We start from the raw sequence: 16597 nt of genomic DNA, 5'->3' as shown, positions 1-16597 counted from the left end.
GAAAATATCGGGATAAATAAAAATACAACATTTTTTATATTTTTCATTGCGAAAAACGTAATCTACTTTTACAATAGAAAGGGTTGTGAATATATTATACTGGAAAAATAAATCGAAATAATATGAAAATTTTGTTTTGTCTTCGCTAATTGTATATTACATACATGTAAGACGACATACGTCATGTTATCGACTTGTAAGGAGAGAAAAAAATGAAAAGTGTAAGATTACCATCGATGCTAGAAATCATAGTTCTTTTATTACTATTTCTTGCTGTTGTCTTTTCCTTCCAAACGATTTTTGATCTCCCAATTCAATTAGCGCTATTTATTTCATGGTTTTTAGTAATTGCGCTTGGATTAAGATTAGGATTTCGTTATCAAGAATTGCAAGATGCAATTACGAAAGGGATTTCTAACGGATTAGAAGCAATACTGATTTTAGTTGCAGTAGGTGCTTTAATTGGAACGTGGATTGCTGGTGGGGTAGTACCAACATTAATCTATTATGGATTAGAATTTATTCACCCTAGCATATTCCTATTAGCAACATTAATTATTTGTTCTATAACTTCTATCGCAACAGGAACGTCTTGGGGAACAGTGGGAACAGCAGGTATTGCTATGATGGCGATTGGTGAAGGACTTGGTTTACCACTTCCGCTTGTTGCTGGTGCAGTTCTTTCAGGAGCTTATTTCGGCGACAAATTATCACCACTTTCTGATAGCACAGTTCTTGCAGCTTCTATGGCGAAAGTAGATGTTATTGCTCACGTTCGAGCTATGCTCGTATTAGATGTTCCAGCTTATATTATTACTAGTATTATGTTTACTGTAGCTGGTTGGATGTATGGCGGCGATAATGTAGATTTGAATCGAGTAGAATTTTTAAAAGAAGCTTTATTAAAGCAATTTGATATTAAAATATGGATGCTTATTCCAGCGGTCATTGTTATCGTTCTATTAGCGATGAAGAAACCGTCTATGCCAACAATTGCAATGGGAGCTTTAATTGGTGCAATTTGGGCAACTCTTTTCCAAGGGATGAACTTTGGAGAGGCGATTGGAACAGCTTATAACGGATTCTCAATTCAATCTGGTGTTGAGTTTGTTGACAAGTTATTAAACCGTGGTGGAATTAACGGCATGCTTGGCTCAGTAGCTGTTATTATTTTCGGTTTAGGATTTGGTGGATTACTTGAAAAACTAGGTGTTTTAAAAGTAATCGTATCAAAATTTGAGAAGAAATTAAATTCTGCAGGTAATGTAACATTGTCTACATTAATCGTGGCATTCTTAGCTAATATATTTGGTTGTGCGATGTATGTATCACTAATTTTAACACCAAAAATTATGGAAGATAGCTATGATAAATTAAAAATAGACCGTCGTGTATTAGCGCGTAACTCAGAAGTAGGTGGAACGTTAACTTCAGGTATGGTTCCATGGTCTGATAATGGTATTTTTATGGCGGGTATTTTAGGTGTAGCAACGTTCTCATACGTTCCGTTTATGTGGTTAAGCTTCGTATCGTTAATTTTAGCAGTTATTTACGGATATACAGGCAAATTCATCTGGTATGTAGATGATGCAGATAAAGGAAAGCAAGCATCATAAAATAAAAATCACCTTCTACAATATGTAGAAGGTGATTTTTTATTTTGTAATAGCATCTGCTGAAGTTACTTCATTCTCATATTTAGCAATTTTTTGTTGTATCTTTTTTAAGTTTTTTTTCAGTGTCTTGGATGAGCTGTAAGACATTGGTCTCTTGTTGTTTCATTAATTCCAACCGTTGAAAGATGGTAGATTCTCCTTCCATAGACCAGTCGATAAATTGTTTTATTTTTTGAATAGGCATACCAGTGTTTTTTAAACACAAAATCATTTCTAAGTATTTGAGTGCTTCTTCATCAAAAGCTCGATCTCCTTTTTCATTTCTTTGCAGAAAAGGGAACAGTCCTTGTTTATCATAATAACGTATTTGAGAAATAGTTAAGTGTTGCATTTTGGCGACTTGCCCAATTGTATAATACATATCATTCATCCTTTTGTTACCAAGGTATAATGCCATTTTTATTTAGTATTTTACCATTATAGTTTGTTTCACTTAATGCATATTTAATAATAATTTTAGCACTTTCAATAGTTGTATGGCCACCAGGGGAATTTCCATTAAGATCAGTAGTTGTAAAACCAGGAGTTATCCCAAATACTTCTGGACCGTTAGTAGCAAATTCTTTACTAAAAGCTAATGTTAAAGCATTAATAGCAGTTTTGGATGTGTTTCACCATTAGCAAACATTGTTAGTGAGGCCATGTCAGTTGTTACATTTAGTATTTTACTGTTGCTTGAATTCTTTAATAATGGTAAAAAGGCTTGTATCATTTGGAAAGTTCCAAAAAAGTTAACTTCAAATCCTTGGCGTAAAGTTTCAATATTTAATTCACTAGGTAGCGTATTGAAGTCTAATGCAATGCCTGCGTTATTAATTAATAAATGTAAATGGTCAGTCGTTTCGTGAATTTTCTTTGTTGCTTCTTGAATGGATTGTGAATTTGAAATATCTACTTGAATATAGGAAACGTTTGAAACATTTAAAGAGTCTACGGCTTGTTGTCCAAGTTGTTCATTACGAGCACCTAAAAATACGTGATAATTTTTTTCTGCTAATTGACGAACAAGTTCATATCCAATTCCTTTATTCGCACCTGTTATAAAAGCATATTTTTTCATATTGAATTCCTCCAGTAGTGTTATAGTAGGTTACAATGGAAAGGATACAGCCTAAACTTAAGTTTAGGTCAAGAGGAATTTTTTAAAATAAATATAAAATATCTATATATAAGAGTGAGAATTCTTATCATTTAAGAAAAAGTCTGTTATTATAAGAGATGTAGGTATTATATTTTCAAGGGGATGAAAACATGGAGTACAGAATTGAAAGAGATACATTAGGAGAAATAAAAGTTCCAGCTGATAAATTATGGGCAGCACAAACACAACGTAGTAAAGAAAACTTTCCAATTGGAACAGAGCAAATGCCGCTTGAAATTGTAAAAGCATTTGCAATTTTAAAGAAGAGTGCAGCGCTTAGCAATCAAAAATTAGGAAAGTTATCAGAAGAAAAAGCAGAAGCAATTGTAGAAGCTGCTGATGAAGTGATTGCAGGGAAATGGAATGAACATTTTCCGCTTGTCGTATGGCAAACAGGTAGTGGTACACAGTCAAACATGAATGTGAATGAAGTAATTGCAAATCGTGGGAATCAAATTTTGAAAGAGAATGGATCTGACGTACATATTCATCCAAATGATGATGTGAACATGTCACAAAGTTCAAATGATACATTTCCAACGGCGCTCCATGTAGCTTGTGTAATCGCAGTAGAAAATCACGTATTACCAGCAATCAGGAAATTAAAAGGAACTTTAGCAGAAAAAGTAACTGCATTTGAACATATTATAAAAATTGGTCGTACACATTTACAAGATGCAACACCGTTAACTTTAGGGCAAGAAATTAGCGGATGGCACCGTATGCTTGAAAAAACAGAGCGTATGATTGCAGAGAGCAATACATATATGAAAGAGTTAGCAATTGGTGGAACTGCGGTTGGAACAGGTATTAATGCTCATCCTAAATTTGGTGAGATGGTATCAGAGGAAATTAGTCAATTTACAGGTAAACAATTTGTTTCTGCACCAAATAAGTTCCATGCATTAACGAGCCATGATGAAGTTGTATATACTCACGGTGCATTAAAAGCATTAGCTGCAGATCTAATGAAGATCGCTAACGATGTACGTTGGCTTGCAAGTGGTCCACGTAGTGGTCTTGGAGAAATTATTATTCCAGCCAATGAACCAGGAAGCTCTATTATGCCAGGTAAAGTAAATCCAACGCAAAGTGAAGCATTAACGATGGTTGTAGCGCAAGTGATGGGGAATGATGCAACAATCGGATTTGCTGCGAGCCAAGGTAACTTTGAGTTAAACGTATTTAAACCTGTTATTGCTTATAACTTCTTACAATCAGCTCACTTATTAGCGGATGCAATTGTTTCGTTTAATGACAATTGTGCAGTTGGTATTGAAGCAGATGAAGAAGTAATTAATGAAAATGTGAATCGTTCACTAATGCTTGTAACAGCGCTAAACCCACATATCGGATATGAAAATGCAGCGAAAATTGCGAAGTATGCTCATAAAGAGGGATTAACTTTAAAAGAAGCAGCATTGCAATCTGGGCTACTAACAGAAGGGCAATTTGATGAAATTGTAGATCCAAAGAAAATGATTGCTCCAAAAGAGTAATAGAAAAAGCCAAGGTTCTTAGTATAGAATCTTGGCTTTTTTGATGTTCATTTTTATGTTTCATCTACTTGCAATACTGCAAGCTTCAAAATATATTATTTGTTAGCAGGCGTATTCATTACTTTCATCTGTGGGCAGTTCTCTTTTAAGAGTGAAATGAATTTTTCTTCTTCTTGTGGTACGAAAGTGGTCACTGAGTCAAATAAATTATAATTAATTTCTAATTGTTGCCTAGTCCATTTTTTTGAACGAAGTTTTTTGCCAGAGTACTTAATATGGCGAATGTCTTTAAATGGGATTTCAGTACGAAGTATGAAACCGTGTTTTACAACAAGAGATGATTCCGTTACGTTGTAGTGAGAGAAATAGAATGAAGAAAGATTCACGATATTTAATAGCATCATGAGAGTGAAAAAAATAGAATTTTCATTTTGGAAGAATAACGAAACGAAAAAAATAATTAGAAATAATGTAATGAAAATGACGTGGAATGGATTTTTTTTCGCTTTAAATTTCAAGTTAGTCACCTCGGTATACTTGTTCTTTAACTAAATTAAATCATAACATTTTGATAAAACGTGTGAATATGCAGAATTGCATATTCACACGTTTTATTATTCATGTAAAATTTCTTGATAGGATAAATTCAAAAGAAGTTTTGTAATAGTGGAGTGACATGAAGTGACTTACAAGAATAGAAAGATAGTGTTAGTCATAATTAGTTGTATGATGATTATGAGTAGTTGTGCTAATAAATTTGTTGAAGATAGAAATCGAAAGCATACATTTGTACAAGCAAGTAAGGTTTTAGTAGAGACTGTAAATAGAATATATAAATTGAAACTTTAATCAACTGATTATTAGCCCTCACCAATCGGGCTTTTAAGGGCAGCCCGCCCTCATTTAACTTCTTTGCTTCCGCTGAATTTTGATGTGGGAGTCTTACTGCCCTTAAATGTGGGATAAAAAGTAAAAGGTGTTTTCTTATACGGAAACATCTTTTTTGTAGTTGAAATTGAATACTGAAGTTTTGTAATGGATGAATACCGGTTCCATATTCACTAATCGCATATGTATTCTGTGCAATTTGCTTAACGGTAAACCAAGAGTCTTGAAGAATATCCATGTTCTAATCCACATCATATAAAATGAATTTCTATAAACACATTCGCTTTTCGTTGTATTAAACCCTTTCGGTAGATGTTTTTATAAAAGTTTATAAAATGGGTAAACGAAATGTTGAAATGTTTGTTTGTGTTATGATAAGATGGTGAAGTGGTAATAAACGTTATAGTGATTTGTTTGGTTTTTGAATAAACATTTTGAAGGAGTGTTTAGTATGAGTGGTATTTCAGAGAAGTTTTGGGATGCGTCAATAGAGGAATTAAAGAAAGGGTATGTGTTTGATGGAGAAAAAGAGGAGTACATTTGCTTAGCTTGTGGTGAAACATTTATTAAAGGTGTTATTTATCAAGATAATCAAGTTTTGTATGAAGCAGAGAAGTTCGTCCGATTGCATATTCAAAATGAGCATACGTCTATGTTTGATTATTTGTTAAATATGGATAAGAAATTTACTGGTTTAACGGATTTACAAAAGAAAATGGTTCAGTTTTTCCATATGGGACTGAATGATAAAGAAATTGTAAAAGAGTTGGATGGCGGAAGTACATCAACAATTCGTAATCATCGATTTACACTGCGAGAGAAAATGAAGCAAGCAAAAGTATTTTTAGCTCTAATGGAATTATCAGAAGAAAAATCAAAAGTACAAACGAAATTTGTACCAATTCATAGAACAGCAACGATGGTGGATGATCGATACAATATTACGGAAGAAGAAAATGATGAAGTATTAAAAGCTCATTTTACAGAAGGATTAGATGGACCTCTTTCTAAATTTCCGAAAAAACAAAAGCGTAAATTAATTATATTACGTCATTTAGTAAAGAAGTTTGATAGTAATAAAAAGTATACTGAAAAAGAAGTAAATACAGTGATAGAAAATGTATACCCTGATTTCGTAACTTTAAGAAGATATTTAATCGAGTATGGATTTTTAGATCGAACAGCCGATGGAAGTCAATATTGGGTGAAGTTATAATCATACGAAAAGAAAGTGAATAGAAGCACAGTATTATAACAACTATACAAAGAGATAGATATTGAAAATTGATTTTTAATAAAAGGAGAAATGAAATTTGAAACCACCTGCAGATAACAATAAAGAAGGTGCGGAGTCACATAAGTTGGAAAGTGAGAGTAAACCGATTTGGAAATCGATGTCGATGTTTTTAGTACCATTATTATTAAGTAATGTACTACAATCAGTTGGACAATTATTTGGTATGGTAGTAGTAGGAAGATGGCTTGGAGTTAATGATTTAGCGGCTATATCAGCATTCTTCCCATTATTTTTCTTGCTCGTTTCATTTGTAATTGGTATCGGTTCAGGAAGCTCTATTTTAATTGGTCAGGCGTTTGGTGCTAAAAACGAAGATCGTTTAAAAGCTATCGTTGGTACGACGCTGACATTTACCTTTATTATTGGAGTTGTGTTGGCGATAATAGGCAGTATTTTTGCGATGGATATTATGCGTCTAATGGGAACGCCAGAAAATATTATTGAAATAAGTGTACATTATGCACGAATTTTATTTATATCGATGCCAGTATTATTTTTATATTTCGCATACACAACATTTATGAGAGGTACAGGAGATTCTAAAACGCCATTTTACTTTTTAATTGTAAGTACAGCGCTAAATATGATCTTATTACCAATTCTTATTTTTGGATGGTTAGGAGCTCCGAAATTAGATGTGTATGGAGCAGCCTATGCCTCTGTTATATCTACAGTTATTACGTTTATTGTCATGCTTTTGTATTTAAAGAAGAAAAATCACCCATTACAACTAGATAGCACGGTTAGAAAATACCTTCGAATGGATGGGGAGTTATTAAAGCTATTGCTAAGGCTCGGTATTCCAGCGAGTATTAATATGATATTAGTTTCATTATCTGAAATTGCTGTAATCGCGTTTGTAAATCGTTACGGTTCGGATGCAACAGCTGCTTACGGAGTTGTGAATCAAGTTGCAAGTTATGTACAAATGCCAGCAGTTAGCCTTGGTATTACAGTTTCTATTTTTGCAGCACAATCAATTGGGGCGAATCAATTTGATCGATTGCAGAAAGTTGTGAAGGTCGGAATTATTATGAACTACGTCATCGGTGGTGTGTTAATAGCTCTTATTTACTTATTCTCAAGAGACATTTTATCACTATTTTTAACGAGTCAAACTACAATTGAAATTGCTCATAGCTTAGTTATGATTACGTTATGGAGTTATTTAATTTTCGGTCATGCACAAATTATTAGTGCGACAATGCGAGCGAGTGGTACAGTACTTTGGCCAACTGTTATTGGAGTTGTTTCAATTTGGCTTGTGGAAGTACCCGTAGCATATTATCTTTCTTACCATACAAGTCTTGGAATAGAAGGGATCTGGATCGGGTATCCAGCAGCATTTATTGTCAGCTTAATACTACAGTATGCATATTATAAGCTTTCATGGCAAAAGAAACGAATTACACGATTAGTTAGTTAAATAGAAAAAATGTCTCTAAGTTATTTGACTTAGGGACATTTTTTTGTAGGTGCAGGTTTACAAATAGCTTTTTAAAGTTATATCAAAATGTTGTCTAATGAGTGTTTTATCACTCATATAAAACTCCCACGCTTTTTCTGGTTCACCGATAATCTCAAAGGATTCCTCTGTAATATATAAAGCGCAATTATCCTCCAGTGCAATTCCTTCTATATTCCCTTGATGATTTTGTAAAAAGGAATGGAAGGCGTTCATTCTATTTAATTGATTATAATGTGGACAAAATCTTTTATTAACAATCCCCCATCCGTTACTCTCTATATAACCAGAACCTTCATAATCTGATCGGATACTAGACGTGAACCAACACATAGCACCAGCGCTATAACCAGCAATAAGTGTTCCTTGTTGCAGAGCCAATAATAATTTTTCATCGAGTCTATGTTCTTTCCATTGCGTAAACATGTGAATATAATTCCCGCCACCTAGATAAATTAAATCGGCTGAATGAATCATCTCGTCTATTTCATACTTAGAAGGTGAATCTGTTGTAGTACGTAAAATTTGTACTTCACAATGTAATTGTTTTTCAAACGTGTCTAAAAATAATTTTATATAGCTTTCATCATCATGACTTGCCGTTGGAATAAACAATACTTTTGGATACTGTTTATTTGTTAATTCTATAAGGCGTTCATTAATAGGCAAGTGATTTGAATCTTGTAAATCACCGCCACCAATGACAGCTAATTTCATAGTAAAGCACCACCTAATCATTTTTGTTATATAAAAATTCGATAGAAGAGAGTTACATTCCTTCTGTAATGTAATCAATAATTAGAAAATGTAGCTTAAGTATATCGGAATAGTAAAGAAAACACTGATTATATATATCAGTGAATTAGAAACCATTCATTGATATATAGTATTTCATACTAATGTTTCAAAAAATGGAAAAAATATGTTTAAATAGATATAATGAAGTATTAATTCATATTGAATTTATATTTATATTTTAAAAGGAAATCGGAAATAATAGCGATTTTCCAAAACAGTTTTTACTTTTAATAGGAAGTTGTATTACAATATGGTAAAATTATTTCAATATATTTATTTAATATGAAATACAAAGAAGGAGCGTGAAAAAAGTGGATTTTCGATTTGAATTTACAACGAAGCTGAAAGAATACTTAGACGATGAGAAGGATGAAAAAATAATAAAAGATGGGCACAGAGATGTAATTTTTCACTATTTATATGCGTTAGAGACTGAAATTGGCGTTGTTAAAAATCCTAATTTTACTTTTTTTGCATCAGGAAGACGTTCACATATAGTGTTAGAAAATGTTGAATTTAAAACAGAAGTAAATGTAAAAAGTAATATAATTGAAATTACAAAAATAGTGGATAATGTAGCTATTCCGTTAGATACTATCGTAGCGAAAGATCGGGAATTATTTGCACTTGGGCGTAATGAGAAGTTTAGTGTACAAATATTAGAGCAGTATCTTTTTGATACATTTGGAGATAAGTTAGGCTTATAATTAATGGAATGGCGTACGTATTTATAAGTAGTGAATTTTAGTGTATCTCATTCGTGTTTGACCTTTTATTTAATTTGTACTACAATTCGTAGTGTGAAAGGAGTCATACTATGTTTACTCAAAACTATAAATTAAATGAGCACGGGTTAAATCATTTCTTTGGACCGCTTGAAGCGAAAATTATGGAGATTGTTTGGTCTAACAAAGGTATTACGATTAAAGAAGTGCAGCAGAAATTAAGTGAAGAATCGCCTGTGAATTTTAACACTGTTATGACAGTTATGAACAGGTTAGTAGAGAAGTTACACTTAGAAAAACAGATTGTAAAAAGAAGTGGCATATATCGTGCTGTACAAACAAAAGAAGAATTCTTATCCAAGCAAACGAAGAAAATGACACAGGAATTGATGGGGGAATTTGGAGATTTAGTTGTAAATCATATGTTAGATGAGTTAGAGCAGGCTGATCCGACTTTAATAAAAAAGTTAGAAGACAAATTGAGTCAGTTAAAAAAAGAGGATTAATGAAATGAAATGGCAAATGCGTAAAATCGTATTGTTAGCAGTAATTGTTAGTACCCTCTTTTTCAGTATGTTAGTGTATTACGTTACATATCCATTTCTGTTTCAAAATAAGATGTTCTTTCTTTCAAATTTTTGCTTGTTCCAGTTAGAAAAACATATGAAAGAATTATCGCTGATTCGTATTATAATCGCTGGATTATTATTACTTACTATATTAATCGTGTGCAAAAGAATTTGGCGACAATTTTTCTATAGTAAAAAATTACAAAAAGTACTTATCCCTTTCATCCGAAAAGGAAAACAAATATATATATTGCCGACTACGGAAGTTGCGGCATTTACAATTGGATTATTCCGTCCGAAAGTTGTCATGTCGGAAGGTTTGCTTCAGACGTTTTCAGATGAAGAAATTGATGCAATTATTTTCCATGAAGAATATCATCAAAAGAATTGGGATCCGCTAAAATTATTTTGTTTTACGTTATTAGCAGAAGGAATGATGTACATCCCGATATTAAAAGGGTTGTTACAGCGATATCATACGTATCAGGAGCTAGCTGCTGATAAATATGCGATGCAAAAAATGGAATCTTCATTTGAGTTAGGTAGCGCGTTATTAAAATTAATTAAAATAAAGACAATGGAAAATCGATGTGTTACCGCTTCATTTGCAAAAACAGCAATAAATTTACGAATCGAGCAAGTGTTAAATGAAAAGGTTGTTAAGCTTACTATTCCGTTACATACGAATTCGGTATATGTAACAGTAGGTTTATTCTGTATGTCGGTTGTACTTATTGTCGGAGAGTGCATATAGCCTCTTTTTTTTAAGAATAAACACTACTTATTGTAGTGTTTTAGGGGGAATAAAATGAATGCAGCAGATTTAACAATTTGGCTTGTGGCTGGGGCGGGAGTATTGTCATTTATATCACCGTGCTCTTTACCGTTATATCCATCTTATTTATCTTATATTACAGGTGTGTCTATCCAAGATTTAAAAGAAAATCGTGGGATTATGCAAAAATCAGCGATTATACATACCATATTTTTTATGATCGGATTTTCGGTTATATTTTACGCGTTAGGTTTATCGGTAAGCTGGATTGGAATAACATTTTCATCTAACCAAAAATTGATTCAACAAATTGGTGGGATTTTTATTGTTTTAATGGGGCTATTTATGACGGGCTTGTTTCAGCCTAAGTGGCTTATGGCAGAGAAAAAGGTGCAGTATAGAAGTAAATCGACTGGATATATTCGCTCGATTTTAGTCGGTATGACATATGCAGCGGGTTGGACGCCATGTGTTGGACCGATATTTTCAGCTGTACTCATGCTTGGCGCGACGAATCCTGAAGGGGCACTTCTTTATATTACAGCGTATACTCTTGGGTTTGCGGTTCCATTTTTCGTGATGGCATTCTTTATTGGGAAGGTAAAATGGATTGTTACATATGCGAATGTCATGATGAAAATTGGCGGTGGAATGATGATTGTAACAGGTATTTTATTGTATACAAATCAAATGACGAAAATTACAGCATTCTTTATTCGTCTATTCGGTGGATTTACAGGCTTTTAAAAATGAGGAGGAAGAAAAGTGAAGAAACTAATTGCTATTATACTAGTAGGTGCTCTCGTTTGGGCGGGGGTTAACTTTTATAATTCAAAGAAAGAAGAAAAGGAAAGAAAAGCAAAGCAAGCAGAGTTACAAGAGAAAGAAGTATTACCACAAGTAGGTTTTAAAGCACCTGGCATCACATTAAAAGGATTAGACGGAAAGTTGCAGTCGTTAAATGATGCCAAGGGAAAACCGTATATTATTAATTTTTGGGCATCATGGTGTGGGCCGTGTGAAATGGAGGCACCTGACTTAGTTCATATGTATGATAAATATAAAAAGGATGTTGAAATTTTTGCGGTGAATGCAACTGTTAGTGACCCAGTACAAGAAGCAAGCGCATTTGCTAATCGCTATGGGTTTGAGTTTCCTGTTCTACTAGATATGGACGGAGTAGCTGGACTAGATTATAAAGTATTCTCTTTACCGACGACATTTTTTGTTAATAAAGATGGAATCATAGTAGATCATGTACGAGGTGTATTACCACCAGATCAATTAGAAAAGAAATTTAAGAAATTGATTGAGAATTAAAAGGAGATTTCGTGACGATGGAGTGGATCGTGAGGTTACAACCCATATCTCTTATAATTGGAAGTTTATTTGGATTTATGTTGATGAAACGAAAGATGAGGCATCAAAATGTATCATATGAAAAAATGATGGATGCCGTAACAAATGCTTTTATTATCATCGTATTTGTATGGAAGTTTGCGCCAGTAATTTTAAATCCTGTATGGGCTTTTGGGGCGCCAGTGCAAGCAATATTAGCTGTTGGGAGTATGCAACATATTGTAGTAGGATGCGTAATTGCGAGTGTATACATTGTTTGGAAAAGTAAAAAGGAGCAATTTTCGCTTCGTATTTTACTTGATGTATTGCCTTTTAGTCTGTGTGTGAGTATTATCTTTTATTTTCTATTACATCATGAAGTAGGCGCACAAACGACACTACCATGGGGAATAAAAATATATGAATCTAAACTTTTATATCACCCTATTTTCGTATATGAGATCATCCTTGCTCTTTGTATAATGGGCTTTTTATGGATGAAAAATGAAAGGCTTGGAAATGGAAAGAATATAAGTGTTTTTCTAATTATTGAGGGGTTTGCTCAAATCATTATTTCGCTTGTTAGTGAACAAAATTCGGTTCTGTTTGGTCTATCAGCACAGCAAATAATGAGCTTTTGTATTATTAGTTTAGGGATTTTGTTAGTGTCGAAAAAATAAAAAATAGCCATGTACAGAGAGTATCTGTGTATGGCTATCTTTTATAAGCATATTTCTTCATCATATGCTAAATCATTATATTGTAGAAATCTAAAAACCCCTTTATTAGGGGTTTTTAGGTTTCTATAGGTCTGCATGTGTTTCTTGTTTATCTGTATCCCATTTTGGAAGTTGTTTTGCTTGTTGACTTTCAGTAAAATTATTAAATCCAAAAGCAAGTATGCATGTAAAGGTTAAAATAGCTAAACTAATCTTTTTCATTATCTTAGTGCCTCCTTAGTTAATAATTTTTGTTTTGCTTCGTAAGTTTTGAAAAAATATTTTTGAGATTTCTCTATTTTATTCACTTTATGAAATTCTACTGCTAATAATTCGTAATATTCTTGTGCATAATCGTATAATTCTTTACTGTTAAAATATGTAGTGCCTGCAATGATTGCGTTTTCTAAGTCGTCTAGAATACCAGTGTGTTGTGTTTTTAAGATAGTGAAATGGTGTTTATATTCTTGATTATTTAATTCATTACAAATTTCTAAGCCTTTTTGAACCCAATGGTTTGCAAGTTCTTTTTCATTTAAAATAAAATGTTCTTTGGCTTGTAGAAAATTGGCTTTTAGGTGTTTAGGTAATTTGTTTGTAACTATTGTAAGATGTCTAATAGCAAGGGTTGATAGATTTTGAGAAGAGTAGAGCCAACCTAAGTTATTTCGAACTTTTAAGATTAGTGTATCGTCTTTCAGCTTTTGTAAAATATTGATTGCTGAATTATAGTTCTCTTCGGCTTGTTCGAATTGTTTTAAATAAACAGAACATGAGCCTAAAATGTTTTCGCATAGAGCTATTTTAATTTCATAACGTGGATATTTTGAGAAAATCTCTTTAGCTTGATTTGCATAATTGATTGCTGTAAGTGGTTTGTTTGTATGGTGATTAAATATAGCAAATTTATATTTATATTCAGCTTCTTCTAGTTCGCCTGGTACATGTTTTAAAAGGGATTCAGCTTTTTCGTATTCTTTTTTTGCTTCATCATAATTTCCAATAATGGTAGCATGTTCAGCTTTAAAAAAGTGATAATAATAAGTAATAAAGTCTTCAGTTATTGGATTGTCTAAACGAACAATTTGACTAAAAGTATCATACTTAATGTTTGTCCAATCGGTTAGGACCTTATATTTAAAGTTTAGTAGGGAGTAGTAAAGCGATAGATTTTGATCAGCTTCAATTTTATTAATCTGTTTCTCTATTTTTTCTTTTAATTGTTTCGCTTCAATTAATTGCTCCGCTACCATTACTTGATATAAAATGTTTAATTCGTTGACAATCTGTTCATGCCCTTTTAATAACACACTCATTATATATTCCCCCATCCGATAAAAGTATCCTAATTTAATTATTTCTATAATAACAAAATAGAAGAAGTATAAGAGTGATTTTACCATATTTTTCAACAAAATTCCGAAAAATCAATTAATTTTTACGTATTTCTTATTTTTATGTGAATATTACAAGTGCCTCTGGTAGTGGTGGGATGAATCTGACTCATGATACGTTAGCATCAATGGGAGGGATAGTTTCAGTTGTAAATATGTTTTTAGGAGGATTGTTCGGATTGGGTCCAACTGTTAAGTTTTTAACAAAAATTTCACTTTCTTATTTAATAAAAACAGGATAATCCGCATTTTATAAGAACCATCCTGTTTTTATTTATACATTAAAAAATCGGCGGAGTAACAGAAAATAAAACTATCGCGTTTTTTTCAAAATGATTCACCCATTTATGCTTTAAATAAGCAGGTATCTTTACACTGTCACCAGTTTCTAATACGTATTCTTCCTCGTTTAAATATAATGTGATTTTCCCATCTAAGACAAATGCTAATTCTTCTCCTTTATGTTCTAGCACATTTTCTGATGAAGCTGTATTAGGCGGGACGGTCATAATTGCTGTTGCTAAATTTCCAGTGAAATCAGGTGAAAGCATTTCATATGATAAATTATCGATAATCATTTTCTTTCGTTTATGGGAACGTACAATTAAATCGTCTGTATTTGTATCTTCAAGTAAAAAGCTAAATGTTGGCACATCAAGAGCTTTAGCAAGCACTTTTAATGTTTGAATAGAAGGGTTAGCCGACCCACGCTCAATTTGACTTAACATAGATGGTGTAATATCGGCCATCTTTGCTAGTTCTTTACTAGTTAAACCTTTTTCTTTTCTTTGTTTTTCAATTTTTTTACCAATATCTATATTTTCCATAATGAAAATCTCCTCAAGGGTTATTAAATTATATTTAAATAAATTAAATTAAAATTAACTAAAGTGAACGATTTGTGTTAAACTATATTAAAATTAATTTAATTATAATTTATTATATGGTGAGCTACAAGGATATAAGGAGGAAACAAAATGAAAGAAATAGGGGCATTACAAGCAGAATACCCATTAGTGAATAAACTTATTGCAACAAAAGAAGTATTTTGGATAAACCCACACATAGAAAAGTATGAAAGGGCAATAAAAGATTCACCACTTAATGAAGAGAATGTAAAAGATGCGGAAGAGAGATTAAAGCGTTTTGCGCCATATATTGCGAAAGTTTTTCCTGAAACGAAAGGGACTAACGGCATAATCGAATCACCTTTAGTAAAAATACCTTCTATGAAAGAAGCTTTAGAGACAAATTACAAGCAACCTATTTTAGGAGAATTATTATTAAAATGTGATAGTCATCTCCCGATATCAGGATCAATTAAAGCTAGAGGTGGCATTTATGAAGTGTTGAAACATGCTGAGCAACTAGCATTGCAGCACGGAATGTTAACAGAAGAAGATGATTATTCCATTTTAGATAGTGATACATGTAGAGAGTTTTTCTCGAAGTATTCAATTGCGGTAGGTTCTACAGGGAATTTAGGACTTAGCATAGGAATTATGAGTGCGAATCTAGGTTTTAATGTAACTGTTCATATGTCAGCAGACGCAAAAGAATGGAAGAAAAGTTTATTAAGAAGTAAAGGTGTAAACGTTATTGAATATGAAGATGATTATAGCAAAGCAGTAGAAGAAGGAAGACGACAGGCAGATGCGGATCCTAGCTGTTATTTTGTAGACGATGAAAACTCACATGATCTATTTTTAGGATACTCAGTAGCAGCATCACGATTACAAAAGCAATTAGAAGAGTTAGAGGTTGTAGTAGATGAAGATCACCCTTTATTTGTTTACCTTCCGTGCGGAGTAGGAGGAGGACCTGGCGGAGTAGCATTCGGTTTAAAGTTATTGTATAAAGACAACGTTCATTGTTTCTTTGCAGAGCCAACACACTCACCATGTATGTTACTCGGCTTAATGACAGGCCTTCATGACAAAATTGCCGTTCAAGATATCGGAATTGATAATGTAACAGATGCGGATGGACTTGCGGTAGGAAGACCGTCTGGATTTGTCGGGAAAACGATGGAACCATTTTTAAGTGGAAATTATACAGTAAACGATGAAGAGTTATATAGATTGTTAAAAGAACTAGCTGATACGGAGAATATTTATTTAGAGCCTTCTGCACTAGCAGGTATGATAGGGCCAGTGAAAGTGTGTAAAGAAGATGAGTATTTACAAAAGCAACAGTTAACAGAGAAAGTGAAAAAAGGTACTCATATTGTGTGGGGAACGGGTGGAAGTATGGTTCCTAAAGATGTAATGAATGAATATTATAGGAAAGGTTTGGAATTAACGATATAAGAAA

18 protein-coding genes and 2 pseudogenes are annotated in these 16597 nt (G+C 32.8%); 12 read left to right on the top strand and 8 right to left on the bottom strand.

Features of this window, described 5'->3' with window-relative positions:
• The first annotated feature begins 212 nt into the window (after nt 1–212).
• Complete coding sequence (gene nhaC / locus CN409_RS17175) at nt 213–1616, top strand: Na+/H+ antiporter NhaC (RefSeq protein WP_000843986.1); 1404 nt, start codon at nt 213–215, stop codon at nt 1614–1616.
• A 39-nt stretch (nt 1617–1655) separates the two neighbouring features.
• Here the strand turns inward: nhaC and CN409_RS17170 are convergent.
• Nucleotides 1656–2037, bottom strand: a pseudogene (locus CN409_RS17170) (MerR family transcriptional regulator).
• A 16-nt stretch (nt 2038–2053) separates the two neighbouring features.
• Nucleotides 2054–2736: pseudogene (locus tag CN409_RS17165) on the bottom strand (SDR family NAD(P)-dependent oxidoreductase).
• A 191-nt stretch (nt 2737–2927) separates the two neighbouring features.
• Here CN409_RS17165 and fumC point away from each other — a divergent pair.
• A complete protein-coding gene (gene fumC / locus CN409_RS17160) occupies nt 2928–4316 on the top strand; it encodes a class II fumarate hydratase (protein ID WP_000456612.1) in 1389 nt (462 codons plus the stop codon).
• 95 nt (nt 4317–4411) lie between these two features.
• Here the strand turns inward: fumC and CN409_RS17155 are convergent, their stop codons facing one another.
• Together CN409_RS17155 and CN409_RS31895 are read right to left on the bottom strand one after the other, a co-directional pair.
• Nucleotides 4412–4834 carry a PH domain-containing protein gene (locus CN409_RS17155; RefSeq protein ID WP_000669083.1) on the bottom strand — a complete coding sequence of 141 codons (423 nt, stop codon included), beginning with the start codon at nt 4832–4834 and terminating at the stop codon, nt 4412–4414.
• Nucleotides 4835–5064: 230 nt separating this feature from the next.
• Nucleotides 5065–5442 carry a hypothetical protein gene (locus tag CN409_RS31895; protein ID WP_002162860.1) on the bottom strand — a complete coding sequence of 126 codons (378 nt, stop codon included), beginning with the start codon at nt 5440–5442 and terminating at the stop codon, nt 5065–5067.
• Between the two features lie 213 nt (nt 5443–5655).
• Between CN409_RS31895 and CN409_RS17145 the strand changes: the two genes are divergently transcribed.
• Both CN409_RS17145 and CN409_RS17140 read left to right on the top strand, forming a co-directional pair.
• Nucleotides 5656–6420, top strand: a complete 765-nt coding sequence (locus CN409_RS17145; protein ID WP_000014491.1) for a DUF2087 domain-containing protein — start codon at nt 5656–5658, stop codon at nt 6418–6420.
• Between the two features lie 97 nt (nt 6421–6517).
• On the top strand, nt 6518–7927 hold the full coding sequence (locus CN409_RS17140) for an MATE family efflux transporter (RefSeq protein WP_000804121.1): 1410 nt from the start codon (nt 6518–6520) through the stop codon (nt 7925–7927).
• 57 nt (nt 7928–7984) lie between these two features.
• On the opposite strand, the gene CN409_RS17135 is transcribed toward CN409_RS17140, so the two are convergent.
• A complete protein-coding gene (locus CN409_RS17135; protein ID WP_000762125.1) occupies nt 7985–8683 on the bottom strand; it encodes a peptidase E in 699 nt (232 codons plus the stop codon).
• Between the two features lie 392 nt (nt 8684–9075).
• Between CN409_RS17135 and CN409_RS17130 the strand changes: the two genes are divergently transcribed.
• The 6 genes from CN409_RS17130 to CN409_RS17105 all read left to right on the top strand — a co-directional run bounded on the left by CN409_RS17130 (nt 9076) and on the right by CN409_RS17105 (nt 12851).
• A complete protein-coding gene (locus CN409_RS17130; RefSeq protein WP_000347524.1) occupies nt 9076–9471 on the top strand; it encodes a DUF3942 family protein in 396 nt (131 codons plus the stop codon).
• Between the two features lie 110 nt (nt 9472–9581).
• Complete coding sequence (locus tag CN409_RS17125) at nt 9582–9995, top strand: BlaI/MecI/CopY family transcriptional regulator (RefSeq protein ID WP_000495050.1); 414 nt, start codon at nt 9582–9584, stop codon at nt 9993–9995.
• 4 nt (nt 9996–9999) lie between these two features.
• On the top strand, nt 10000–10812 hold the full coding sequence (locus CN409_RS17120; RefSeq protein WP_000871954.1) for a M56 family metallopeptidase: 813 nt from the start codon (nt 10000–10002) through the stop codon (nt 10810–10812).
• Nucleotides 10813–10866: 54 nt separating this feature from the next.
• Complete coding sequence (ccdA, locus tag CN409_RS17115; protein WP_000990435.1) at nt 10867–11580, top strand: cytochrome c-type biogenesis protein CcdA; 714 nt, start codon at nt 10867–10869, stop codon at nt 11578–11580.
• A gap of 18 nt (nt 11581–11598) precedes the next feature.
• Nucleotides 11599–12153, top strand: coding sequence for a TlpA family protein disulfide reductase (locus tag CN409_RS17110; RefSeq protein WP_000733184.1), 555 nt, complete (start codon nt 11599–11601; stop codon nt 12151–12153).
• A 17-nt stretch (nt 12154–12170) separates the two neighbouring features.
• A complete protein-coding gene (locus CN409_RS17105; protein ID WP_097981813.1) occupies nt 12171–12851 on the top strand; it encodes a prolipoprotein diacylglyceryl transferase family protein in 681 nt (226 codons plus the stop codon).
• A gap of 123 nt (nt 12852–12974) precedes the next feature.
• On the opposite strand, the gene CN409_RS31890 is transcribed toward CN409_RS17105, so the two are convergent.
• Together CN409_RS31890 and CN409_RS17100 are read right to left on the bottom strand one after the other, a co-directional pair.
• Nucleotides 12975–13112, bottom strand: coding sequence for a hypothetical protein (locus tag CN409_RS31890; RefSeq protein WP_000724012.1), 138 nt, complete (start codon nt 13110–13112; stop codon nt 12975–12977).
• Nucleotides 13112–14206 carry a response regulator aspartate phosphatase gene (locus CN409_RS17100; RefSeq protein WP_000114844.1) on the bottom strand — a complete coding sequence of 365 codons (1095 nt, stop codon included), beginning with the start codon at nt 14204–14206 and terminating at the stop codon, nt 13112–13114. Before CN409_RS17100 ends, CN409_RS31890 begins: the two co-directional genes overlap by 1 nt.
• A gap of 143 nt (nt 14207–14349) precedes the next feature.
• Here CN409_RS17100 and CN409_RS17095 point away from each other — a divergent pair, with 143 nt between their 5' ends.
• Complete coding sequence (locus CN409_RS17095) at nt 14350–14526, top strand: hypothetical protein (RefSeq protein WP_003309331.1); 177 nt, start codon at nt 14350–14352, stop codon at nt 14524–14526.
• A gap of 39 nt (nt 14527–14565) precedes the next feature.
• Here CN409_RS17095 and CN409_RS17090 read toward each other — a convergent pair whose 3' ends face one another.
• Nucleotides 14566–15111: a helix-turn-helix domain-containing protein gene (locus CN409_RS17090; RefSeq protein ID WP_000427637.1), complete on the bottom strand. Its 546-nt coding sequence runs from the start codon at nt 15109–15111 to the stop codon at nt 14566–14568.
• A 150-nt stretch (nt 15112–15261) separates the two neighbouring features.
• Between CN409_RS17090 and CN409_RS17085 the strand changes: the two genes are divergently transcribed.
• A complete protein-coding gene (locus CN409_RS17085; RefSeq protein WP_000658546.1) occupies nt 15262–16593 on the top strand; it encodes a D-serine ammonia-lyase in 1332 nt (443 codons plus the stop codon).
• Nucleotides 16594–16597 lie beyond the last annotated feature (4 nt).

This window comes from Bacillus sp. AFS012607, assembly GCF_002558005.1.
GTDB lineage: Bacteria > Bacillota > Bacilli > Bacillales > Bacillaceae_G > Bacillus_A > Bacillus_A thuringiensis_S.
This window is presented reverse-complemented; position numbering and strand designations above follow the sequence as displayed.